This is a genomic window from Lacunisphaera limnophila, from assembly GCF_001746835.1.
Lineage (GTDB): Bacteria > Verrucomicrobiota > Verrucomicrobiia > Opitutales > Opitutaceae > Lacunisphaera > Lacunisphaera limnophila.
This window is the reverse complement of the sequence record NZ_CP016094.1, coordinates 2,990,441-3,014,032: the sequence shown is the minus strand read 5'-3', so window position 1 is coordinate 3,014,032 and position 23,592 is coordinate 2,990,441. Positions and strand designations below refer to the sequence as shown.

22 protein-coding genes are annotated in these 23,592 nt (G+C 61.9%); 1 reads left to right on the top strand and 21 read right to left on the bottom strand.

Going from position 1 to position 23,592, the window contains the following annotated elements; translation table 11 throughout:
* Window positions 1-7 precede the first annotated feature (7 nt).
* The 21 genes from Verru16B_RS12590 to Verru16B_RS12500 form a co-directional block, all read right to left on the bottom strand.
* Window positions 8-223 (bottom strand): hypothetical protein, encoded by a 216-nt coding sequence (locus tag Verru16B_RS12590; RefSeq protein ID WP_069962608.1) that lies wholly within the window; start codon window positions 221-223, stop codon window positions 8-10.
* 150 nt (window positions 224-373) lie between these two features.
* Window positions 374-1,273, bottom strand: a complete 900-nt coding sequence (locus Verru16B_RS12585; protein WP_069962607.1) for a nuclease-related domain-containing protein — start codon at window positions 1,271-1,273, stop codon at window positions 374-376.
* 172 nt (window positions 1,274-1,445) lie between these two features.
* Window positions 1,446-1,964: a tetratricopeptide repeat protein gene (locus Verru16B_RS12580; RefSeq protein WP_069962606.1), complete on the bottom strand. Its 519-nt coding sequence runs from the start codon at window positions 1,962-1,964 to the stop codon at window positions 1,446-1,448.
* Window positions 1,965-2,134: 170 nt separating this feature from the next.
* Window positions 2,135-2,599, bottom strand: coding sequence for a hypothetical protein (locus Verru16B_RS12575; protein WP_069962605.1), 465 nt, complete (start codon window positions 2,597-2,599; stop codon window positions 2,135-2,137).
* Window positions 2,587-3,681 (bottom strand): PDDEXK family nuclease, encoded by a 1,095-nt coding sequence (locus Verru16B_RS12570; protein WP_069962604.1) that lies wholly within the window; start codon window positions 3,679-3,681, stop codon window positions 2,587-2,589. The genes Verru16B_RS12575 and Verru16B_RS12570 overlap by 13 nt, the downstream gene beginning before the upstream one ends.
* 8 nt (window positions 3,682-3,689) lie before the next feature.
* On the bottom strand, window positions 3,690-4,022 hold the full coding sequence (locus Verru16B_RS12565) for a hypothetical protein (protein WP_069962603.1): 333 nt from the start codon (window positions 4,020-4,022) through the stop codon (window positions 3,690-3,692).
* 41 nt (window positions 4,023-4,063) lie between these two features.
* Window positions 4,064-4,900, bottom strand: coding sequence for a hypothetical protein (locus Verru16B_RS12560; RefSeq protein ID WP_157772402.1), 837 nt, complete (start codon window positions 4,898-4,900; stop codon window positions 4,064-4,066).
* Window positions 4,900-6,555, bottom strand: coding sequence for a restriction endonuclease subunit S (locus tag Verru16B_RS12555; RefSeq protein WP_069962601.1), 1,656 nt, complete (start codon window positions 6,553-6,555; stop codon window positions 4,900-4,902). The genes Verru16B_RS12560 and Verru16B_RS12555 overlap by 1 nt, the downstream gene beginning before the upstream one ends.
* Window positions 6,556-6,590: 35 nt before the next feature.
* The gene (locus tag Verru16B_RS12550; RefSeq protein ID WP_069962600.1) at window positions 6,591-8,048 is read right to left on the bottom strand and encodes an N-6 DNA methylase; all 1,458 of its coding nucleotides are present in this window, start codon (window positions 8,046-8,048) and stop codon (window positions 6,591-6,593) included.
* Between the two features lie 15 nt (window positions 8,049-8,063).
* Window positions 8,064-8,747 carry a DUF2971 domain-containing protein gene (locus Verru16B_RS18350; protein ID WP_157772401.1) on the bottom strand — a complete coding sequence of 228 codons (684 nt, stop codon included), beginning with the start codon at window positions 8,745-8,747 and terminating at the stop codon, window positions 8,064-8,066.
* Complete coding sequence (gene hsdR, locus Verru16B_RS12545; RefSeq protein WP_069963737.1) at window positions 8,744-11,110, bottom strand: EcoAI/FtnUII family type I restriction enzme subunit R; 2,367 nt, start codon at window positions 11,108-11,110, stop codon at window positions 8,744-8,746. Before hsdR ends, Verru16B_RS18350 begins: the two co-directional genes overlap by 4 nt.
* A gap of 152 nt (window positions 11,111-11,262) precedes the next feature.
* A complete protein-coding gene (locus tag Verru16B_RS12540; protein ID WP_083270327.1) occupies window positions 11,263-12,465 on the bottom strand; it encodes a restriction endonuclease in 1,203 nt (400 codons plus the stop codon).
* Window positions 12,466-12,870: 405 nt separating this feature from the next.
* Entirely contained in the window at window positions 12,871-13,383 is a 513-nt protein-coding gene (locus Verru16B_RS12535) for a hypothetical protein (protein ID WP_069962598.1), read from the bottom strand.
* Between the two features lie 602 nt (window positions 13,384-13,985).
* The gene (locus Verru16B_RS12530) at window positions 13,986-15,161 is read right to left on the bottom strand and encodes a Gfo/Idh/MocA family protein (RefSeq protein WP_069962597.1); all 1,176 of its coding nucleotides are present in this window, start codon (window positions 15,159-15,161) and stop codon (window positions 13,986-13,988) included.
* A gap of 152 nt (window positions 15,162-15,313) precedes the next feature.
* Window positions 15,314-16,396 (bottom strand): Gfo/Idh/MocA family protein, encoded by a 1,083-nt coding sequence (locus Verru16B_RS12525; RefSeq protein WP_069962596.1) that lies wholly within the window; start codon window positions 16,394-16,396, stop codon window positions 15,314-15,316.
* Between the two features lie 181 nt (window positions 16,397-16,577).
* Window positions 16,578-17,615 carry a sugar phosphate isomerase/epimerase family protein gene (locus tag Verru16B_RS12520; protein ID WP_069962595.1) on the bottom strand — a complete coding sequence of 346 codons (1,038 nt, stop codon included), beginning with the start codon at window positions 17,613-17,615 and terminating at the stop codon, window positions 16,578-16,580.
* Between the two features lie 208 nt (window positions 17,616-17,823).
* On the bottom strand, window positions 17,824-19,044 hold the full coding sequence (locus Verru16B_RS12515) for an MFS transporter (RefSeq protein WP_069962594.1): 1,221 nt from the start codon (window positions 19,042-19,044) through the stop codon (window positions 17,824-17,826).
* A gap of 221 nt (window positions 19,045-19,265) precedes the next feature.
* A complete protein-coding gene (locus Verru16B_RS12510) occupies window positions 19,266-20,123 on the bottom strand; it encodes a sugar phosphate isomerase/epimerase family protein (protein ID WP_069962593.1) in 858 nt (285 codons plus the stop codon).
* 112 nt (window positions 20,124-20,235) lie between these two features.
* Window positions 20,236-20,688: a gluconate 2-dehydrogenase subunit 3 family protein gene (locus Verru16B_RS12505; protein WP_083270326.1), complete on the bottom strand. Its 453-nt coding sequence runs from the start codon at window positions 20,686-20,688 to the stop codon at window positions 20,236-20,238.
* Window positions 20,685-20,876: a hypothetical protein gene (locus Verru16B_RS18685; RefSeq protein WP_083270325.1), complete on the bottom strand. Its 192-nt coding sequence runs from the start codon at window positions 20,874-20,876 to the stop codon at window positions 20,685-20,687. Before Verru16B_RS18685 ends, Verru16B_RS12505 begins: the two co-directional genes overlap by 4 nt.
* Before the next feature lie 53 nt (window positions 20,877-20,929).
* Entirely contained in the window at window positions 20,930-22,744 is a 1,815-nt protein-coding gene (locus tag Verru16B_RS12500; protein ID WP_069962592.1) for a GMC oxidoreductase, read from the bottom strand.
* A gap of 346 nt (window positions 22,745-23,090) precedes the next feature.
* Here Verru16B_RS12500 and Verru16B_RS12495 point away from each other — a divergent pair, with 346 nt between their 5' ends.
* Entirely contained in the window at window positions 23,091-23,576 is a 486-nt protein-coding gene (locus tag Verru16B_RS12495) for a hypothetical protein (RefSeq protein WP_069962591.1), read from the top strand.
* Window positions 23,577-23,592: the final 16 nt, after the last annotated feature.

The following is a 23,592-nucleotide window of genomic DNA, read 5'->3' as shown; positions in this document are numbered from 1 at the left end:
TTCCAGGTCATGGCCCCTTGCGGGCCCGTAGACGGTTTTCCATTTCTTGCAGGCTGATCGCAGCCGCCGGATTGGCGTGATAGTCGGCGGATCGTTCCCGAACCAGAGCTTCATCCGCAGGTGACAGCGGGAGGTCGTCGAGTTCCAAGGCCCGACGCATAAGCAACTGGCGTTGCTCGACGGTCAGCGCGGGCAGCTCGGCCAAGACCTCGTTGAAGCTCATGCCCGCACCCTAGCCGATCCCCTCCTCCCCGCAAGCCCGGTTTGGGGTTACGCCATTGGGGCATGCGGGGAAGATGGATGTGACCCGGTAATCACCCCTCCCAGACCCGAGGTCCGAGCCCCTCGCTCCCATAGAGCGGCCACTTGCCGCTCAATACTCCACATCCCGGCAACGGGCCTCGAGTTTGGTGGCGATGGCGGCGATCTTGGCGGCGTCGAGCACCGCCGGGCCGCTGGGGAGAAACTTGGTGAGGCCCTTGGGATTGGTGACGCGGCACATCCGGGTGGCCCGCGACGGACGGGGCTCCACGAACCATCCAGGCAGGGTCAGAATCGGGGTCACGTGGACGCGCTCGTCGGTCTCGGCCTTGATAACCTTGGTCAGCTCCATCGCGTTGCGCTCGGCCTGCTCCAGGCCGTGATTGTCGTTGCCCCAAGGCCACTCGAGGTCGCGGCCGTCAAAGAAGACCCGGTGATCGTCGAATCCTGGCCGGGCGTTCCCCTTGCGGCGGGTCTTGGTCTCGATGGCAAACACGCCCTGCGGCCCGATGGCAATGTGGTCGAGGTTGAACTTGGTCCCGTTGTTCTGGAACGGCACGTCATGCAGAATGCGCCACCCCTGCCCCTTCAAAGGCTCCAGGTGCTCCGCCACGATCCGCTCGCCGAAGTAACCGAGGTAGCGGTTGCTCATCTCTTCGGTCTTCTTGGCGAACCAGCGCACGGCCACGTAAAAAGAGCCGATGAAGACCAAAACCGTGAGACCCAGCCAGGCCCACTGAAGAATATCGGGCATTTTCAGGGTCAGCGGCAGCATCGTGCCCACAATGAGCGCCGGCACTCCGGCAGCGGTTCCAAGCCACAGAGCGAAGTCCTCTTCAAACTTACTGAAAATCTTCAGCTGGGTTTCCCCGGCAGTGCGCAGTAGCCGTGTGTCATCGCCAAACGGCTTGCGCGTCTTCCGTTGCCGCCGCTGCCACCACACGAGTGCGAGGGCGCACACGATAAAGAAAAAGAAATAGCCAACAGCGAAGAATCCTTGGGTCCAGGTCATGATAGAGGAGAGAGTAAACTGATCTGTCCGTGTTCCACGGACAATTCCAACAGGCTAGAACGCCAGTCCAGGGAGCCAAGAGCGAACTGCCCTCACCTCCTCGCACCCTCATACCCTCAAACCCTTCAATCCCCCCAACAACCGACAACAAACAACCAACAACCACCCATACTCACCACGGCTTCTCCACCGTCCCCGCGTTCACAGCCGCCCAGAACGGAGCCAGATCGCTATCGGTCTTGGCCAGATCGCGGTAGGCCACGTCCCGGTTGACGGCGGCGCGGAGCAAGCCGAAGGCGTTGGGGATATCGCCCTGCTGGGCGGCATAGCAGGCGAGGTTGAACCAGATGACCGCCTCGTGGGGAAAGCGCCGACTGGCTTCCAGCAGGATCTGCTCCGCCTTCGCGATGGACTGCGCCCGCCGTACCGCAAAGGCCAGGCTCACGGCATATTGCGGCTCCGTCGGATCCTGCTTCTGCAACCGCCGCAGCAGCGGCACCGCCCGCGCCCACCGCCCCGCCGCCAGATGCAACTGCGCCCGGAACTGCGCCACTTCTGGCCGCCCCCGAAACGTCTTCGGAATGAGCCGCAGCGCCCGATCCGCCGCCGTGTAGTTCTCCAGCAACAGCCACCCCTGCGCCCGCTCAAAATGCTTGGCGAACTTCAGCTGATCCTCACGACCCGTTTCCATCCGCCATGCCTACTGGACAGCTTGCAGCCCGCAAGTGCATTGCCGGGATTGCCGGCTATATCTTAACTGAATTTTAGATCCTGCAGAGCCTTCAAGATATCTGGCTTCATCTTGTGCATGGCCCGGACCATGGCGCGCAGATTGTTTCGGACAGGCAATATCATCTCCTCCTAGCGTTCCAGATCCTTGCAGGCCGAAATACATCCCTCTTCGGTATCAAAGCGATGTCGCAAGAGTAGCGTATGAACCAGTTCGTTACGTTCGGTCACCAGGTCATCCAGCTCTTTCATCATGGATTCTCGCTCCTTCAGAGTGAATTTGAAGGTTACTCTGAGGCTTATCGATATCTCATTGCTAGGTTTCTGAGGAATCGTGTCCGGATCAAATGGCGTGAGGTGATGGTCAATGAGGGGATCGATCAGCTGCCCGAGCGTCCGTTTGTCGGGTTTTGCGCCACGCTCTGCAATCAGCCTCTGCAGTTGACTGGCTGTAATCTGCAAGTGGCCATCATGAAGAAGCGTTTTCAGCGTCAGCTCGATCTCCTGGAAAACGAACAAGTTCCGGCCAATTCGACGATAGGCTTCGTTTAGCACCTCCTGATGTTCTTTGCCCTGCTGCACTGTCACCTCTCCCATTTCGTGAAGTGCAGCTTAAGGCGCTCCACCGTGTGCCGCCATTTTGGGGTCGTGGGCTGGCAGACGGTGTTCTGGTTGCCGAAGAGTCCGACTTCGTTGATCGCCTTTTCAACAGACACTGTATCAAGCCACTCGACGCGGACGAAGTGCTCTGCTTTCTCAGGGTCCTCGGCTCGCTCGCGAAGGCGGGCGGCGGTGGAAAGCACTGCCAAGGCGGGCTTCTCCCCTGTCGAGGTCTTCACCTTGAAGTCATTGACCGAAACGACCGGCTCAAGGACGCGTCCAACGCCGAGGTAGCCGGTGCCAGGGTCTTTCACCCAAACGCGGTCGCCGGGAGACAGGAGCTTCAGAGTCTGGGTATACCAGCTCCCGCCGCCGGCGCTGATGAAGCCAAATTTCCGAGCGTCCTCCCAGGTGCGAGACCCGCCGGTGCCGAAGGAGACATAGTATTCGCCATTCCAAGGTTCTTTCTCGCCCTTCCTCTTGGTGGTGGTTGAGGCGACATTGGCCTGCGTCTCGCCTGGGTCGATCAGCCACGCACGGCTGAGGAGTTGGTCGGCACCATGCTGGAAGACCTGGAAGAAGAGGACGTTGATGGCGATCTCGTGGTCGTTGAGATACTGGACGATCCGCTCGCTGGCATCATCGAGCTCGGCGGCGACCACGACGATCTGGTGGGATTCGTTCAGGGTCTCTTCATCGAGTTCCACGCCAAAGCGGGCCCGGAACGCGTCGCTCAGGCTGCCCCCGCCCGAGAAGCGCTGATAAATCTGGGCAATTTTATCGGTCGTGAGTCGCTCGACCCAGAAACCATAGTCCAGGGCCTGGGCGACGAGGTCACGCGGTGACCGGCCGCGCTTAAGTTCGATCAGAACGAGGGAAGCGTCCGGGGCGATAGCAAGGAGGTCGATGCGTCCCCCGAACCCTGTCTGCTCCTGCCGGCCGATGAGCATCCATTCGGCAGATAGAATGCCCGGCTCGCGGACGATCATGTCCTCCAGTGCCTGCTCGCTGGATAGTTTGGTGGTGTTAAGCGGCGTCGGCTGGGCTCCGACTTTCCAGATGGCGTGTTGGATGGGCATGGGTACGTTCAGAACCAAGGCATCTGCATTACGGCTTTTGCGAAAGCGGGCTTCATCAGGATCAGCCACTCCTTGTTCGCGAGCTTATCGCGTTTAATAAAATCGGCCAAGACGGATAGATCCGCGACGGGTAAACCCAATTTTTTACCGACGCGATTCCCTAGCAGCCCGTATTGCAGGTTCATGCCACGCCAACTCTTGTAGTCCGCTTTCTCTGCAAGTTTCCGCGCAGTGGAGACGTGATTGGGTGCTTTGGCGTGAGCCCGAAGGAGTTGCTTCATCTTTCGCGACGGATCGGGCATGGCGTTAAGCGCGCGAACGAATTGTGCGGTGGTGGGCATAATATTTATGCGGTGGTGAACTCGACAACGAGGGCGGCCATTTAGTGAGTCTCGATTGCGATGGAAAGAATTCCCCCGCCCTTGTGTCGTTCGACGACATCTGAGACTCCCTCGGGGCGCTTCCTCAAAAAGGCAATCACACACGCTTGTCCAATGTTTGCCGCCTGCCGCTTGGCGTCCGCCTGTTCGACAGCATCCCGGATGACGTTGCGAACATTGTTTGCGAGTCGGGGAAACTTGGTTTCGACCAGAACCTTTCGAGGGCCAAAATCCAAAATCATGTCGGCTCGATGCCGACGTCCACCCGTGTTAATTTCGGCCTCGATTGTTATCCTGGCTGCTGCGCTTTGGTGAAAGTACTGAGCAACAAGTTGAATCGCTTGCGCCTCGTTCTCGATGGGCGGCTTCGGGCTCTGTTCAACCCATCGTTTGAGAGTGAGCAACACTGCTTCAAGTTCGACTGTAGTGCCCAAATACGAAAGCCAATCACGAACACTTGCCATCACCAATTCCACGTCCATGGCCGTGACCTTCCGCCCCGAGTGTACCACCTTGTTTCGAATCTCCTTGGCCTTCTTATAGCCGTCCCAAAGTTCCGACGACTTATTGATAGGCAATCCGGTTGCCACCTGCGTCAGAACTGACAGACGGCTGTCAAAGTCCATTCTAGTTTTCTCCTCCAGCCACTTCACCAAGAGCGGGTCAAGGCGGCCTTCAAGAGAACGAAACACAGTCCGCTGAACAAAAGCTTCAAGCGCCGTAATCGATTCGAGAATCGCCCCGCGGAAGAGCTTGGGGTCGCCAGAGGCGTACATCGCTGATGCGTTCGCGAGCAACTCATCGGGCGTGTGTAGTTCTGCTGATGGAATGGCGGTCATTAGCTATGCGCGGCGGTGAGTTCGGCGACGAGGGCTGAGAGTAAGTTCGCGGCGGTGACGCGGGAGGCGGCGAGCTGCGTTTCCAACGCCTCCACCAAGACCATCAGTTGCTCTACTTTCGCCACGATCCGGTGTTGTTCGGCGAGAGGTGGTATGGGGATAAGAAAATCGCGCAACAAGCCGAGATTCAAACCTTCGTAGGCAATGCCTCGTAAGTTTTCATCGACTCGGTCTTGGAAGAAGGGCGACGCGATCACATTGAGGAGGAATGTGGGATCGATCTCAGTGTGAACGGGAATCACGGCGACCTCGCGCGCAATATTGTAGCCTTTCAGCTCTGGTGGAACCACTGCGCAGCCTCCAAGGGTTCCGCGGACATTGATCAAGACTTCGCCGCCTTCGAGAATCGTCCGGCTAAATTCGGACGAGAGCTGTTCCGTCACTTTCCGAATGCCGTGCAAATCAATTCTACGAAAGCGGACGTTGCTACAGCGAAGGATGAATACACCGCCTTGCTGAGGCTCAGCACCGAGTTTGATGACGCCGTAAGAAATGCCTCTTTTCGGGTTCAAGATGGAACCCAGTCGTGATGCCGACCAACCTTTTGGAAGCTCGAATGGAAGTTCTACAACGTCGTCGTTTGGCTCGGACTGGTTCGCACGTATCTTGGACGAGTAGTCCGAGTGAATACGTTGGAGAATCACCTCACCCGGTTCGTCGTTGGGGTCTTGAGGGACGAGTTTGCCTTGGACGGCGAGGGCGAGGATGGATTTGCGGAGGTCGGCGGGGGGGATGGCGTAGGACGGGTGGAAGAGGAACGGGAGGTTGGCCGGGGTGGGCGCATCGGCGAAGCGGGCCAACGAAGCGCGGGCGATCCCGGCAAGCCGGGACTCCTTCTCCTTACCTAGCGCCTCCAGCCGATCACACAATGCCATCAGATTACCCACCTTCGCCACGATCCGCTTCTGCTCAGCAAGGGGCGGGAGAGGAACCGCGAGAGACCGCATGTGGTCGCTACTCATTGAAGAAACAGCAACGCGACTTGAAACCTTCTCAAGTGCGCCGCGGATGAAGTCGGACCGAATTAGCAGGTCGATGTAGTCACGCGCGACCGGCGGAATCTCCAGTACTTTTGCTATCGCCACATTGAATGCGCCCTCAACGGTTCGACAAGTGTTCCCGATGTTGCCATAAGCGGCCATCACGATTTCGCCCTTCTTCACGAGTTTGAGGTGCCTAGATTCTGGAACATACACCGCGTAATCGTCAGTGCGAAAATCGCGTTGCTGGATGAAGCGGACATATCCAAGACTGGGTTTGTCCTTAAACAAACTCTTGGGCGGATTGTGCCCACGGTATGACGATGAGATCTCACCGAACCTGACCCATGCCCAACCGGCGGGGCATTCAAATGGAACATCATCGTTGGTCAGTGGTGGCAATGCCTCAACCCGTCGGATGGTGCCGTCCTTGACGAGTTTGTCGCGCGACTGCCTAACCTCAACCAATAGCTCGTCCGCAGGTTGCTCGATTGAGTTCTGCCGAACAAGATTCCCAGTGACTGCCAAGTGCAGAACCAGATCTCGCATTTTCGCCACCGCATCAGGCGCGTCGGCGAACTGGTCGAACTTTGAGAAGAAGGTGGTGAGTTCCATCACGGAAAAAAGAGGGCAGTTTTGGGCAACCGCCTCTACCTGGAGAGCGCGTGCTGCAGTTCCTTCTTCAGCGTCGCGCGCGTAGCGGCGATCTGGGCGAGGAGCTTTTCGTATTCTGGCAGGAGGTGGTCCACGTCGCCGGGGCCGTCGTCGGTGGCATGCGGGTTCTTGAGGTCGAGGTTGAAGTTGCTGGCCTTGATCGTGTCGAGAGAGACGCGCCAGGCCTGCTCGTTTTCCACACGGGACTTGAAGCCGTCTTTTTCCTCACCCCACCAGGCGCGCTCGGCCTCGAACTCCTCAATGCGGATGGGTTTGCCCTTGTTGTAGCTCTTGGCGCCGGGTGGATAGGGGTGCTCGTAATACCAGACATCGCGGGTGGGCGCGCCCTTGGTGAAAAAGAGGAGATTGGTGCGGATACCGGTGTAGGGACTGAAAACGCCGTTGGGCAGGCGGACGATGGTGTGCAGGTTGCACTCGGTGAGGAGGGCTTCCTTGATGCGGGTCTTGACGCCTTCGCCGAAGAGGGTGCCGTCGGGCAGCACGAGTCCGGCGCGGCCGCCGGGCATGAGGATCTTCATGAGGAGCACGAGGAAGAGGTCGGCGGTCTCGCGGGTGCGGAACTCGGCGGGGTAGTTGGACTCGATGCCGTCCTCCTCCATGCCGCCGAAGGGCGGGTTGGTGACGATGACGTCCACGCGCTCCTTCGGACCCCAGTCGCGCAGGGGGCGGGCGAGGGTGTTGTCGTGACGGACGTTGGAAGGGACGTCGATGCCGTGTAGGAGGAGATTGGTCATGCACAGGACGTGCGGTAGGTGCTTCTTTTCGATGCCGGCGAAGCAGTCCTGGATGGTGCGCTCGTGGGCCGGCGTCTTGGCCTGCTTGCGGAGGTGCTCGATGGCGCAGACGAGGAAGCCACCGGTACCGCAGGCGGGGTCGAGGATGGTCTCGCCGAGGCGGGGGTTGACCTGCTCGACGATGAACTGGGTGACAGCGCGCGGGGTGTAGAACTCGCCGGCGTTGCCCGCGGACTGGAGGTCCTTGAGGAGTTTTTCGTAGATGTCGCCGAACATGTGGCGGTCATCGGAGGCGTTGAAGTCGATGCCGTTGATCTTGTTGATAACCTGGCGCATCAACGTGCCGTTCTTCATGTAGTTGTTGGCATCCTCGAAGGCCATGCGGATGAGGCCGGCGATCTTGTCGCCTCCGCCGGTCATGGCCTTGAGCTTCGGCAGGAGGGTGTTGTTGACGAAGTCGAGCAGGGCGTCGCCGGTGATGCCCTCGGCATCGGTGGCCCAGGTGGACCAGCGAAGATGCTTGGGGAGGGGTGACTTGTAGCTGTCGCGCACGAGCTCCATCTCTTTTTCCCGATCATCGAAGATCTTCAGGAAAAACATCCAGCCGAGCTGCTCCAGGCGCTGCGCATCGCCGTAGGTGCCGGCGTCCTTGCGCATGATGTCCTGGATGGTTTTGACGAGGTTGGAGACGTTGGGCATGGGTGGGCGGAAAGTTTAGACGATGATTTCGGGAGTCTGACTGCTTCCAGTCTTAATTGGATTTATCGCAAACTTCCAACGAGTGGTCTCAAGCAAAGATGAGCGGACCACGGGAATGGCACTGCAACCAGGTAGATTTTTCAGCACCTTTGTTACGGTTTTGGCGACAGTCTCCGGTAACCATGGGCTAAGGGTTATCATCCGGATGCAAGAAAGTTGAATCGGAATCGCCTTTGTTCGCTCCTCCTTGCCTTTATTTTCGTAGATAATTCGGAACTCCCCCTCGTCCTCAAAAGGTTTTCGTTTCAAAAACGGCCAGTCTCCTAACTTAGGACGTCGCGAGACGACATCATTGATAAAGGCATAGTCGACTTTCCGAAGCATAAAACCTTCTGCAGGAGTTAGGCCATCTAGCAACATAGCCTTGTCGAACTCAACGCAAACACCTCCTGACCCGGCAGAGAATACTTTCCAATGATGGAAGGTCTCTCGTTTGGTGGAAAAGCACAGCGCCAAGACCGTCTTTAGCTTCTTCTCATCCTTATAGCGCTCGAGGTAGAAAGAATCACTCCGATCCTCCCATGAGCTTGGCTTCAGAAGAACAATTTGTCTATGGACAAGAATATCCAGAAGAACCGGTAGGCTAGTATAGCGGTTAAGGAACGGCCGCGCGGGTGGCTTTGTAATTTTCAAATTCATGCCACTTGATAGAGCGCCGTTTCGAGCTCGCGGACGGCAGCAACGTAGGAGGGTTTGCCACCGAAGAGGGCAACGATCTCCATCGGGGTTCCATAGGCGGTGAGCGGGTCGACCTTGAGGATCTCCAGCGACTCGACGCTCTTGAGGCCGCTGTCGGCATATTTCTGGAGCAGGGCATCGAGCACGGCGCGGGCCTGGCCGCCATACTTGCCGAAGACGTTGCGCTTTTTCACCTTCTCGGCGCGTTCCTTCCGGGTTAGCGGCGGAGCTTCGAAGGCGACGTGGCAGACGAGGTCGAAGGCGTCGTAATCACGGCCGACCTGCTCGGCGAGCTCGTCGAGGAAGACACCCTTGGCCGCAAGTTCTTCGAGGATCGCCTGCTTCCGCTCGGCGTCACGCCAGACGGTGAGGAAATCCTCGAGCGAGGCGTAGGCCGAGCGGACGGTCTTGCGGGAGTAGTCCTTGAGCGACTCGGTGATGAGCTTGCCGTTGGCATCGAGATACTGGACCCGCTCGGTGGCGACACGGACCTCGACGTTGTTGACGTAATATTTCGTCCGGACTGGGCCTGGCTCTGGATCACCAAATCCACCTGGCGGTTCCTTCACCACCCCACCCGGCGGCTCCTCAAGACCATCCTCGGGATCTTCGTCCGGTGGGACCGGAGTTTCACCGGGACCAGGCGAGTAGATCTGCATCGGCTCGCCGTCGAAATCCGGGTCGGCGAAGAGGGCCGTCACCTGCCGGAAATCCATGATTGTGAAGTAGAGTTTGCCGTAGTCCTCGTTGATCCGGGTGCCGCGGCCGATGATCTGCTTGAACTCGGTCATGGAGGCGATGCTGCGATCCAGGACAATGAGGTGGCAGGTCTGGGCATCGACGCCGGTGCTCATGAGGCGCGACGTGCAGGCGATGACCGGATACGTGGACTCGGGATCGATGAAGTTGTCGAGCTGGGCCTTGCCCTCGTCGTTGTCGCCGGTGATGCGCATCACGTATTTGGCGTTGGCGGCGGCGAGGTCGGGGTTGGCGTTGACCATGGCCTGTCGCATGCGCTCAGCATGGTCGATGTTTTCGCAGAAGATGATGGTCTTGGCGAAGCGGTTGGTGGCCTTCAGGAACTCGGTGACCTTGGCGGCGACGAGGGTCGTGCGCTTTTCGAGGACGAGGTTGCGGTCGTAGTCCTTGGAGTTGTATTCGCGGTCCTCGATGATCTGCCCGTATTTGTCGGTCTGCCCGGCTTCCGGCCGCCAGCCGTCGAGATCCTTGTCGAGGCCGAGGCGAACAACCTTGTAGGGCGCGAGGAAGCCGTCGGAGATGCCTTGGCGAAGGGAGTAGGTGTAGATGGGTTCGCCGAAGTATTCGATGTTGGAGACGGTCTTGGTCTCCTTCGGCGTGGCAGTGAGCCCGATCTGGGTCGCAGAGCTGAAGTATTCGAGCACCTGCCGCCAGGCGGCGTCATTATCGGCGCTGCCGCGGTGACACTCGTCCACGACGATCAGGTCGAAGAAGTCGGGGGAGAACTGCTTGTAGATGTTGCGTTCTTCCTCGGTGCCGGTGACGGCCTGGTAGAGGCAGAGGTAGATCTCGAATGCCTTGTCGACGGTGCGATTGGTAATCTTGGTCATCGCCTGGCCGAATGGCTTGAAGTCGTTGGTCTTCGTCTGGTCGGCGAGGATGTTTCTATCGACGAGGAAGAGGATGCGTTTCTTGGCGCCGGACTTCCACAGCCGCCAGATGATCTGGAAAGCGGTGTAGGTCTTGCCCGTGCCGGTCGCCATGACGAGCAGGATGCGGTTTTCGCCCCGGGCGATGGCGTCAACCGTGCGGTTGATCGCGATGTGCTGATAGTACCGGGGGATCTTGCGCGAGCCGTCGTCGTAGTAGTCTTGGGTGGCGACGGCTTCCTGCTTGGCGGAGAAGCCCTTGGCCTGGCGGTAGCGGGCCCACAGTTCCTCCGCCGTGGGGAACTGATCGAGCGGGATCTCGCGCGTGACCCGACCGCTCGTGACCGTGCGGTCGTGTTCAAGGAATGCGTCACCGTTGGAACTATAGGCAAAGGGCACGTCGAGAATCTCAGCATACTCCAGCGCCTGTTGCATGCCTGCGCCGACCGAGTGGTTGTTGTCCTTGGCCTCGACAACCGCGAGGGGCAGGTTCGGTTTATAGGACAGGATGTAGTCGGCCTTCTTGGCCTCGCCCCGTTTGACCGTTTTGCCTCGAACGATGACCCGCCCTTTAGTGAAAAATGCTTCCTCTCGAATCTGGGTCATCAGATTCCACTTCTCACCATTCAGCCCGACGAGTGCGGGTGTTATGAATTTGGAACGGATGTCCGCCTCGGTGAGAGATTTCTTATCCAAGTCGGGCATGGGTAAAGCAGTGGCGCGAAACTGTCGGCGGGCCCGTTGATTGCCAAGTCGCTTCGACTCGTTCAACACCGGCGGTTTAGCGTTTTGACGCTACGGCGCTGGGCGCCGGGCGCCAGTCTGAAGTCGGAAGTTTAAGTTGAAGTTCAAGATTGGGCCATTCTCAGGGTGTTCCGGCAGCGGGGGTAGTTGCGGCAGCCCCAGAAGCGGTTGCCACTGTCCCTACCCTTCTCCGCGGTTTTCAGGATCATTTTCACCCCGCAGCTGGCGCAGGTCGGCGTCGTGTAGTCGCCTTCGGTGGCGACATCGAAGAGCTGCAATTGGGCCGACAAAGGCAGCTGCAAGATATGGAAGAGGAAAGCTTGGCCATCGACCAGCTCAAGATTGGGGTTGGCGCGTCCTATCGCCATCGCGTCGTCGGTATAGGTGCCGGTGGTGTAGAAGGCGCCACTCGATACTTTCTGCAGCGTCATCGCCCCATAAAATGCGCGGACTAGGTCCACGCCGACCCGCTGGTTATTGAAGGCCTTGCATTGGATCACCCGCTTGAGCAACCGGGTGCCTTTTTCATACACCAGCACATCAATCCCGCCATCGGCCCCAAAGCCGGTCAGTTCCGCATCGTGCCCCAGCTGCTTTTCATAGGCTGCAACCACATGCTCAAAGCGGTGCCACTCCATCTGCTTCAAAAGGTCCATCGACCAGCCCTCTCGCAAGGGATCTGGCCGTGTGCCACTTGGCATTAAAGGCATTGGCAGCAACGGCGGTTCGGCCGGCGATCCGCGTCCAAGAAACCGAATCTCCTCTTCCCTCTTCCTCAGCTTCTCTCGGTGAATGACACTAAGAGCGCCAAGCAAGGCAAAGCCAACGCCCATAATGATCAGCATTTTTTTGAGCCCGGCGAAGGGATCAACAGGGGGCCGGACGATGGCCTTGGCCATCGGCGGAGGCGCCGGAGGTTGGAGTGCAACCTGCGGCTGAGCCTGTTTGGCAGGGCTGGGCCCGGTCGATAAGGTCGGCCGCGCATTAGTACGGTCAACATTGGGACCGAGCATTTCCTCGGGTGTGGGTACTCTCACCTGAACAGGTGCGCTGGGAGCGGGCCGCGCCACGGGCGCCACTGATCTCGGTCGAGTCGGAGCTTCCACTGGCTTCGCCGTCAATTTCTCAACCCGCCCATCGACGAGCAAAATCGTATAGCCGGAATAGTTCAAAATCTCCCGTCCCGGACCTGATGAAGAGCTTTTTGGCCAGCCAAGGCTATCAATGACCTCCTTCTTGGTCGCACCAATCGGAACCTGGGCAAACGCCGTGACGACGAGGGCAAGAAAGAGGAGAGAGCGGAGCATGAGTATGCAAAATCGCCGGAAGACGCCGGCGGGCGTGGCCCAAGGCCAACGTACAGGTGCGGCCAGGGGTGGGAAGATATTTGTTGTTGGCTGGTGGTGGTCCGTTGTTGGGACGGCATCCCGAACAGCCCTCAACAAACAACCAACACCCCCACCCTCGCCCCCGGCGTTTTGCGCCTCTTGCGTTTTTCGCGGCTAAAGGGATCGGGCGTTCCGCCAAGGCACGGCCCGCACGGAGTCGGGCCCTCTAGGGGGACACGAAGAAGGCGGGATTCGGCGATCCCGCCCTACAACAAAAAAAAGGGCGCCCGGAGGCGCCCCTTTGTGGCCAAGAAAATTTGTGGTCTGCTGTCTGCCGTCCGACGTCTGCTTGCCGCGCCGTAGCCCTGGGGAGAAGGCGGGCCCTCAGTGCCTCCCGCGGTAGCCGCCGCGATAGCTGCGGTAGTGGCCGCTGTAGCGGGGGTAGTAGTGGCCGTGGCTGTTGTGGCCGGAGATGTAGCCGATGCCCAGGCCGACGGTCAGGGGGAGCCAGAAGTCGTCGCGGTAGTCGCGATAGACCACGCGGGTGCGGGGCGTGCGGTCGACGTAGATGATCTCAGGCTCACGCTCCACCACCGTCCGCTCCACCACCGTGGTGGTCGGGGTCGTGCGCGTCACGCGGCCAACCACGCGGTCAGTCGAACCGGCGGAAGAAAGGAGGGCGTAGCCGATCGAGCTCTTCAGGCCGTCGTCGTACTTGTAGGTGACCACCACCCGCTCGGCGGTGCGGTCGATCCGGTCGACGGTCAGGCCGTTCGTGGCGGCGCTGGCCATCAGGTCGGCCGGCTCGGGCAGCTCGCTCAGGTAGACCCAGTGGTTGACCTCCGGCACGTCGGCCGGGGTAGCTTCCGCCGCGCGGCTGGTGGTCGTGAAGAGCAAGGCGCAAAGAGCAATGGCCAGAACCGGGAAGCTGAGGACGGAGGGCAGATTACCAAGGACAGGGGACGGTGCACAAAGGACAGAAGAGTATGATTTCATGGTGGAGCCGGATGGACGTATGTGACCGGGGGGAAATTCATTTGTTCGCGAGATTGGCGCGAACAAATGAATTGAGGATTGGAGGGTATGACCCGCCTTCGCCCTTTGGGCTTCGGCGCGGCAAGGGCATCCTTGTTTGCGGGGATGAAGTGGGCGGGTTGTTGGTTGTTGGTTGTTGGTTGTTGGTTGTTGGGGACTAAATGTCCGTTAGTGATTGGTGGTTAGTATTATTGGTGATTTTATCCGTATCCATCCGCGTGATCCGTGGTTAAAATCCGGAGGATCGGGGGTTGGAAGCAGACGGGGGCGTTCAGACCCTGCCCCAATCGAGCGATAAGTCACGGCCCGCACGGATCCGCCTTCGCCAAGGCTACGGCGCGACAAGCTCGGGCCCTCCAGGCGGACGCGGAAAAGGCGGGATTCGGCGATCCCGCCCTACAACAAAAAGGGCGCCCGAAGGCGCCCCTGCTCTCCTATCCTCAAACCCTCACCTCCTCATACCCTCACACCTTCATTTTCGGGAACTTCACCCACTTGGCGCCCTTCTTGGAGCTCTTCACCACGCTCTCGATGAAGGCCAGGCCGGCGACGCCGTCGTCCACCGTGGGGTAATCGTAGCCGGCTTTCGGGGCCTTGCGGCCGGCGACCTGGTCGGCGATCGCGGTGGCGGCGGCGCGGTACACGTTGGCGAAGGCCTCGATGAAGCCCTCGGGGTGAGCAAAGGGCGTGCGCGCGGCGCCCTGGGCGGCGGCGGACAGGTAATTGTTGCCGCGACGGTGGACCTCCTGCGGGGCGTCGGCTTTCTTCCAGATCAGCTCGTTGGGGTTCTCCTGGAACCATTGGAGCGAGCCCTTCGTGCCGAAGACGCGGATGTTGAGGTTGTTCTCCTCGCCGCTCGAGATCTGCGAGGCGTAGAGGATGCCGCGGGCGCCACCGGCGAAGCGGATCAAGCAGTTGCCGTCGTCATCCAGCGGGCGGCCGGGGATGAAGGTGCTCAGCTCGGCGCAGATCTCGTCGATCTCCAGGCCGGTGATGTAACGGGCGAGGTTGTGCGCGTGCGTGCCGATGTCGCCCATGCAGTTGGAGGCGCCGGACACGGACGGGTCCATGCGCCAGTTGGAAATGGCGCCGTCGCCCTGCTGCTCGAGGGCGGTGATGGCGTAGCCCTGCGGGTACTCGACGACGATCTTCAGGAGCCGGCCGAGTCGGCCGCCGCGGACCCACTCGCGGGCCTCCTTCACCATCGGGTAACCGGTGTAGTTGTGCGTGAGGGCGAAAACCAGGCCGCTCTTCTTCACCAGCGCCTGCAGCTTACGGCCCTCGGCGAGCGTGAAACACAGGGGCTTGTCGCACACCACGTGGATGCCGGCCTCGAGGAAGGCCTTGGCCACGGCGTAATGCGTGTTGTTGCGCGTGACGATCGACACGAAGTCGATGCGCTGGTCCGCGGGCAGCGCGGCCTCGCGCTTGGCCATCTCCGCGTAGCTGGCGTAGACGCGGGACGGATCGAGGAAGAAGTCCTCGCCGGAAGCCTTGGACTTCGCGGGATCGGAGGAGAAGCAGCCGGCGACCAGGTCGATCTCACCATCGAGACGGGCGGCCATGCGGTGCACGGCGCCAATGAAGGCACCGCGGCCACCGCCGACCATGCCCATACGGAGTTTGCGATTAAGTTTCATGGGAGGAGGAAGGAGTTGTTGGTTGCTGGTTGTTAGTTGTTTTGGGCCGGTACCCTGCTTGCCGCGCCGTGGCTCTGGAGGAGCCAAGGCTGGGGCTCACCTTGCCGCGCCATAGCCCGGAGGGTGACGGCGGGTACTCGCTACGCCGCGCCTCAGAGCGCGACGGGCTTCCCGGTGGCGGAGGACTTGTAGGCGCCGTCGATGATGCGCATCAGGGCCAGGGCCTGCTCGGGGGTGTTGAGCGGGGCCTCGGCGCCCGTGATGGCGCGGACAAAGTTCGCGGCGGAGCGGATGCGGCCCATGGCCTCGTCGGGCGGGACGAGGATGCTGCGGTTGACGGGGCGGCCGTGCTCCTGCGAGTAGAGTTCGCAGCTGTCGATGCCGGTGGCGTCGATGCCATCGACCCCGAAGAGGCGGCGGACCATGCCGCCGGCTTTGGTGCCCTGGAAGGTGACGGACACCTCCTCGCGCTGGTTCATCTCGGCCCAGGAGACCTGGAACGACATGGCCTGGCCGGTCTTGAAGGTGATGAACCCGTGGGCGGCGGCCTCGACATCGGTCACGCCGTTGGCCACGTCGGGGATGCCCCAGGGGCCCTTGAAGGACTTGTCGGTGATGTGGGTGTCGAAAGTGCGGGCCAGAACGTGCGCCGGGTCGGGGTAGCCCATGAAAAAGAGCCCGAGGTCGATCATGTGGAGGAGATCGATGAGCGGGCCGCCGCCGGAGAGTGCCTTGGTGGTGAACCAGCCGCCGAACCCGGGGATGCCGGTGCGGCGGATCCAGCGGGCCTGGCAGGTGTTGATCGTGCCGACGGCGCCGGACGCGACGTAGTCCATCATGGCGTAGCTCTCGGGCCGGGCGCGGTTGTTGAAATTGAACATCAGCTTCTTCTTCGCCTTCTTGGCGGCGACGAGCATCTGCGCCATCTGCTTGGCGCTCAGCGCGGGGGGCTTCTCGCAGAACACGTGGCGGCCGGCCGCCAGGCACTGGAGCGCGAGGGGCGCGTGGAACTTGTTGGGCACGATCACCGAGACGGCGTCGAGCTCGGGCATGGTCTTGAGCATGACGCCCACGTCGGTGAAGACGCGGGTGATGCCGTGCTTGGCGGCGGCCTTCTGGGCGGCCGCCTCGTTGACGTCACATAGGGCGATGACCTCGCCGCCGCCTTGGCGGAAGCCGGGCACGTGATAGTTCGCCATGCCGCCGGCGCCGATGATTCCGATTTTGATGCTCATGGGATTGGGGAAGGAAGAAGGATGAATTAAGAAGGAAGAAGGAGGAGGCGGAGAAACCTGAAACTTGAAACCTGAGACCTGAGGATGAAGGCAAAGACCAAAAAAACCTGTCGCTGATTGGACCCCTTTCAGGTCTCAGGTCTCAGGTCTCAGGTCTCGGTATTGGGCCTCGCCGCGCGGCTTACTGGTTTTCCTTGTCGAAGGCGGCGTCGAAGGCGATCTGGCTGCGGGCGAAGTCGAGCTTGCGGAGGAAGGCGCAGGACTCGGCGGCGCCGTGCTCGCGATCCATGCGGATGTCCTCCCACTCGACGGAGAGCGGGCCGGTGTAGTTCACGTCGTTGAGGGCGACGATGATCTCCTCGAAGTTGATGTCGCCGCGGCCCACCGAGCGGAAATCCCAGAAGCGACGGGCGTCGCCGAAGTTGGTGTGGCCGCCGAAGACGCCGGCCTCGCCGTTGCCGTGGCCCCACCACACGTCCTTCATGTGGGCGTGGAAGATGCGCGGGCCGAAGGTGCGGATGAACTTCACGTAATCGACGCCCTGGTAACCGAGGTGCGAGGGGTCGTAGTTGAAGCCGAAACGCTTGTGGCCCTTCACGGCCGCGAGGGCGCGCTCGGCGCTGGCGATGTCGAAGGCGATCTCGGTCGGGTGGACCTCGAGGGCGAAGTTGGCGTTCTGCTTGTCGAACTCCGCGAGGATCGGGGCGAAGCGCTTGCCGAAGTCGGCGAAACCGGCGTCCCAGTAGGCCTGCGAGGTCGGCGGGAAGGCGTAGATCGAGTGCCAGATGGAGGAACCGGTGAAGCCGTTGACCACGACCGGGGCGCCCTTGGTCGCGCCGGGCTTGGCGTCGAAGAAGCGGCGGGCGGCCTTGGCGGTGAGCATCAGCTTCTTCGCGGCGCGCCGGCGCACGCCCTCGGGGTCGCCATCGCCCCAGACATCGGGTGCGAGGATCGCCTTGTGGCGCTCGTCGATCAGGTCGCACACCGCCTGGCCGACGAGGTGGTTCGAGACGGCAAAGCAGGTGAGGCCGTTATCCTGCAGCAGCTCCCACTTCTCCTTGATGTATTTCGCGGACGAGGCCGCGGCATCGACATCGAAGTGGTCGCCCCAGCAGGCGAGTTCGACGCCGTCGTAGCCCAGCTTCTTGGCGAGCGGGGCCAACTTGGTGAGAGGCAGGTCGGCCCATTGGCCGGTGAAGAGGGTCACGGAACGAGGCATGGTGAGGGAGCGGTTGAGGGATTAGACGTTGTCAGCGAGGGTCACCGCAACGCGCGCAGTGACCCAAGCGAGAAGGATCAAGGGACAGGTAACAAGGAACGGACGGAACAAGTAACAGGGATCAAGTAACAAGTTTCAAGAGGGGGACTGGCTCGTTTCTTGGCACTTGTTACTTGAAACTTGTCCCTTTCCCAGCGCGGCGCCGGGCTCAGTGGGCCGCAGCGGCCGGCTTCTTCTTCATCACGGCGATGAGGATGAAGACAACGGTCAGCACGACCGGGAGGACGGCGACCTGGCCGAGGGCCTGGAGGCCGGCGGCGGACTGGATGGTAGCGAGGGCGTCGCCGGTGGGGGCCTCACCCACGGGCATGCGGGCGGCGATGCCGGCGTCGTACCAGCGGCCGATGATCGGGAGCACAAAGCTCACGGAGAGCATGCCGGCGCCGCCGATGATGGCCATGCCGAGCGCGCCGGTCTTCGGGTAGTTTTCGGCGACGTAGCCGACCATCGTGGGCCAGAAGAAGCACACGCCGAAGGCGAAGACCGTGGCGGCGGCGAAGAGCATGTTGCCGGTCGAGTGGCTCATGGCGTAGAGGCCGAGGGTCGAGAGGATGGCACTCATCACGAGCATACCGATGGGCGAGAGCTTGTGGACGAAGGGACCGGCAAACATGCGGCCGACGGCCATGATGCCGTTGATCCAGACGAGAACGAGGATGCCCGAGACGCCGGCGTGCGAGAGAATATTCGGGATCCACTGGCCGGAGCCGAGCTCGGTGGCGGCGGTGAGGAGCATGCAGGCCACCATAAGGATGAAGCCCGGGGCGACGCAGGCCGCGAACATCGAGCCGGTGGACTCACCGCGCTGCACGCGCTGCGTCTGGGGCAGCGCCTGGCCCATGAACATGAAACCGTAGGCGGCGAGCGGGATCAACATGGTGGCGAACTGCGCCTGCCAGCCGAGGCCCATCTTGGCGAAGACGAAGGCGAGCAGGCCGCCGATCACGATGCCGCCGGGGAACCACACGTGGAAATGGTTGAGCTTGGTGGTCTGGTCCTTCGGGTAGAGCGTGGCGACGAGGGGATTGCAGGCCGCCTCGACCGAGCCGTTGGCGATGCCGAAGAGCAAGGTGCCGGCGAAGAGGCTCCAGAAATCCCAGGCGAAGATCGTGAGCAGAATGCCGGCGAGGTGGCCGACGAAGGCGATGCCGAGGATCTTCTTGAAGCCGAGGGTGTCGACGAGCGGGCCGCCGAACATCATGGCGAGCGTGAAGCCCCAGAAGGCCGTGCCGTTGACCCAGCCGGCCTGCTCGTTCGTCAGGTTGAACTGGGCGATCCAGTCGCCGGTCGCGCCACCGCGGATGGCGAAACTCATGGCAGTGGTGATCAGGGCGGCGCAACTGGCCGTGAACAGACGGGAGGGATTCATGGGGTATCGAGGGGGTTGGGGTGCAAAAACCGTCACCAGTGAAAACAGTTTACGCCATTAATGAACACCAAAATTTTTGATGAAGTAGTGAGTAGCGGGTACTGAGTAGCGAGTAGAGGAATCGCAGCCTCTTGTCGGTGGGTTGCGATATGAAGGATGAGACCGCCCTCGGGGGCGGAAGCATCGATCGCACTGGCGCACTCCTCGCTGCCCACTCCTCGCTACTGGGCGGCCAGCAACCCGCGGATGTAGCCGGCGGATTCGGTGAGGCCGGGGACCGGGTCGTTGGGGTCCTTCTCGTATTCGAGCCAGGCGCCATGGGCGTAACCGGTGGCCTTGAGCGCACCGAGGATCGCGCGCAGGTCCAGCTTCCCCCGCCCCATCTCGATTGGCGTGTCGCCGTGCTGACCGACGGCGGCGATGGTGTCCTTCAGATGCACGTCATAGAGCCGGTCCTTGCAGGCATGAATCATCGCCACCGGGTCCTCGCCGCTGCGGTAGCAATGACCGACGTCGAGGCAGAGCCCGAGGCGCGGGTCGAGCGGGGCGATGGCGTCCATCACGCCTTTGACTGACGGCCAGGACTTGTCCTCCGGCCCGTGGTTGTGGATGGCGGCGCGCAGGTCGTATTCTTGGACCAGCTTGTTCAGAACCGGCAGCGCGGCCGGCTCGGGGCTGCAGCTGAAGAGCGAAATGCCGAGGGTTTTCGTGTACTCCATCATGCGGCGGATCGCGGGCTCGTCGTTCTTAAGGTAGAGCACGCCGCAGCAGGCCACCTTGATGCCGGCGGCGTGGATCCGGTCGGCAATGTCGCGCCACTGGCCGGGTTGGTTTTCCCACGGCGAATGAGCGCGGTGCAGGGAAATCGTGTCGAGCCCGGCGCGGTGCACGGCCGCGACCATGTTGTCCAGCGGCAGGCTCTTGAGGGTGACGGTGGCGACGCCGAGCGTGAAAGCGGGCGTTTCACGCGGACGTTGGCTGCCGGTTGAGGGTTGTTGGTCGGCAGCCGCCAGGGCGCGGGCGCCGAGGAACGGCAGAGCGGTGGCGGCGAGGGTCCTGAGGGCGGTGCGGCGGTTCATGGTAGGGGAAGATTAGGTAGTGGGTAGCGAGTAGCGGGTAGTGAGTAGATGCTCAGAAATCGGCGCTCCGTGATGCTCGCTACTCGCTACTGGCTACTCGCTCCTTCAACGGTCAAACCAAACCCAGCTTCTCCAGTACTTCTCGCGGGGGACCCTTGAACTCGGCCAGGGGCGTGTTGCCGCGGTAGCCGAGGTCGTACATGCCCTCGGGGGTGGTGAAGAAGCCGCTGGCCGTGAGGTCGCGGAACTTGGCGAAGAAGCGGGCGCCCTCGACGTGCTCGGGCTTGGCGTCGGGGGCGTGACAGACGTCGTCGGCGATCGCGGCCATCTGCGCCGGCGTCAGGTCGGCGAAGTCCGCGCCGAAGCGCCGGCGGGACTCGGTGTCGATCCAAGCCAGGCCGGCGAGGACGGTCGCGCGATCGGCCTGCTGGTCGGGATACGGCGAGCTGATCCACTCGTCGATGAAGTCGTGGACCATGAGGTCCGCCGCACTCGGGACGGAGCCTTCGGCCGGGATGATGAGCCCGCAGAGGGCCGCGGCGGTGCGGCGCTGGGCGTCGGTCATCGTGAGCGGCCAGAAAGCGCCGGGGCGTATTCCTGGTTGAGGAGCGGGTCGGTGCCGTAGCCCTTCGTGGCGGGGGCGGCGGCTTGGGCGGCGAAGGCCCCGCGGTCGGTGACAGCCAGTGTGGCCGAGGCGGCCAGCATCCACTTGATGGCCGCGCGACGGTCGAGACGGGGAAGATGGGGATTCATGATGGGAATCTCAGATTTGAGATTTGAAATTCGGGATGGCTGGCCACGGCCGCTTAGAAATTCCCCTTCTTCATCTCGGCGAGCATGTGTTCGCCGGCGCGCCAGGCCAGGGCCATGATCGTGATGGTGGGGTTCTTGTCCGCGTTGGACGGGAAGGTCGCACCGTCGGTCATGTAGAGGTTGGGCACGTCCCAGGTCTGGCACCATTGGTTGGTGACGGACTTGGTGCGGTCGGAGCCCATGATGGCGCCACCGACCTCGTGGATGACGCGGCCGCCGATCTCGATCGGGTGGTCGGGGCTGATGCGCTTGCGGTTGCCCGAGGCGCCGAGGACCTTGCCGCCCATGGCGAGGATGATGTCACGGAAGGTCCGTTCCATGTGCTCGGCCTGCTTGCGCTCGTGCTCGGACCATTCCCAGGCGAAGCGGAGCACGGGAATGCCCCACTTGTCCTTCACGACCGGGTCGAGCTCACAGTAGGAACCCTCGTTGGGGATCATCTCGCCGCGGCCGGAGAAGAACATGGTGGAGCCGTAGAAGCGGCGGGCATCCTCCTTCAGTTTCAGGCCGTAACTGCCACGGGTGTAATTCTGCAGGCCGGCGCCCGCGCCCATGCCGGGCATGGAGCGGCCGCCGCCGAACTCGATGTGATAGCCACGGGCGAAGCCGAGGTCGCCGCGCAACTGCGGACCATAGAGCCACCACGGGGCGTAAACGTGGAGACCGCCCGCGCCGTCCTCGTTGTGCGGCGGCAGGTTCTCCAAGGCGGGGATCTGGCCGCTGAGGCTGGCGCCGACCGTGTCCATGATGTACTTGCCTACGAGACCGGTGGTGTTGGCCAGGCCCTGGGGGAAGCGGGCGGACTTGGAATTGAGGAGCACGCGCACCGACTCGCAGGAGCTGGCGCCGAGGACGACGACGCGGGCCTTGGGCCGGTGCTCGAGGCCGGTGGTCTTGTCGATGTAGACCACGCCGTCGGCGAGGCCCTTGGCGTTGAGCGTCACCTCGCGCACCATGGCATTGGCCACGATGTCGAGATTGCCGGTGGCCAGAGCAGGCGGCAGGTGGACGGTGGTGGACTGGTACGTGGCGCGGATGGCGCAGCCGCGTCCGCAAGGCGTGGCCCAGAAGCAGGCGGCGCGCTCGCTCATGGATTGGGCGAGGATGCGCTGGGCCTTGGGGTTGCCCGGGTGGAGAATCTGGGAGAGCTTCTCGCCGTCCTGGCGCTGCGTGAGCACGGCGCGGTGGATCGGGATCACCGGGATACCGAGCGGGGCCATGTGTTTCTTGGCCAGCAACTCGCTGGCGCGGGGGGCGGGCGCGGGCTGGAGGACGCCGGGAGAGGAGTCGGGCGTGTTTTCCATGCCCTCGTTCTCGCCGTAGACGCCGACCAGCATCTCGGCCTTGTCGTACCAGGGCGCGATCTCGTCGTAGGTGAAGGGCCAGTCGAAGCCGAGACCGTCGCGGCTGTAGGGCTTGAAATCGTAGGGGCCGTTACGCAGCGAATGGCGCGCCCAGTGGTTAGTGCGGCCGCCCATCATGCGGGCGCGCCACCACTCGAACTTTTTCGCCGGGTCCTCCGAGATCTGCGTGTAGGGCTCGTCGGGAACGGTCCAGCCGCCGTCGACCGTGGCGTCGTGGAAACCCATGTGCTTGTCCGGTGTGGCCACGCCGCGCAGGGGCGCCTGACCGTTGGTCTGAAACATCGGCGTCTCCTTCACCGGGTCGTAGTCGCGGCCGGCCTCGAGCATCAGGACGCGGGCTCCCTCCATGGTAAGCGTGTAGGCCGTCTGGCCGCCGGCGGCGCCGGAGCCAACGACAATGACATCATAATCAGACCTGACCTGGGCGGAGGTAATGAGCGGCATGGGGTGGGCCGGGTAACGTGGGTGGACCTACTGAGGCCACGGCGTGTAATTCAGCAAGGGCAAATCCGGTCTGCCCGGGCCCGGTCAGGCCACCTGCCCCGGGCGCCGCCATAGATCTCAAATCTTTGGCAAGATTTCTTGGCCCGGACTATCCCCGCGGATAACGCAGATGGACGCGGATGGGCTGAATGGCGAAATCAGTTCCGGAAATCCAGGCAGGACGGCCTCGTCTGCCTTCATCCGCCCGATCCGCGCTATCCGAGGAAATAGTCTTGGTCGTACCCGGCTTTTTTTCGTGTCCTTTCGCGGACTTCGTGGTTCATCCTCCCCTTCCCCCTTTTCCACCATGGCCAAAATCGAAGTCAATCAGGTCGCCGAGATCCTCAAGAAGCACAAGCTGGACCCCTCCATCCTCCGCGAGATCGTCGAGGAGATGAACGAGATCACCGCGCCCGCCGCGGATGAGGACATCAAGCCACCCGCGCCCAAGAAGCAGTTCGTCATCGTGCTCTCCGACATGGACGGAAAGCTGCCCAAGAAGGACCTGACCGGCTGGGTCGTGCAGATCGCGGAAAACGCGAGTCCCTACACCACCACCGACCGCATCTTCAAGGGCGCCTATGATTTCAACGCCTCGAAGAAGGGCCGCCTCCTGCCGGTGAAATCCGTCGGCGAGGCCCTCGAGAGCGCCAGCGCCAAGTATTTCAAGGAGTCCGAGCTCTGGGTGAAGACGAAGCTGCCCGTCGCCGTCGTGGTGACCGACAACGTCCTTCCCAAGGACGAGTTTAAGGTCGAGAAGGTCGACCGCCGCCGGAAGCTCGAGGAGGAGTGAGCCGCGCCGCGGCTGG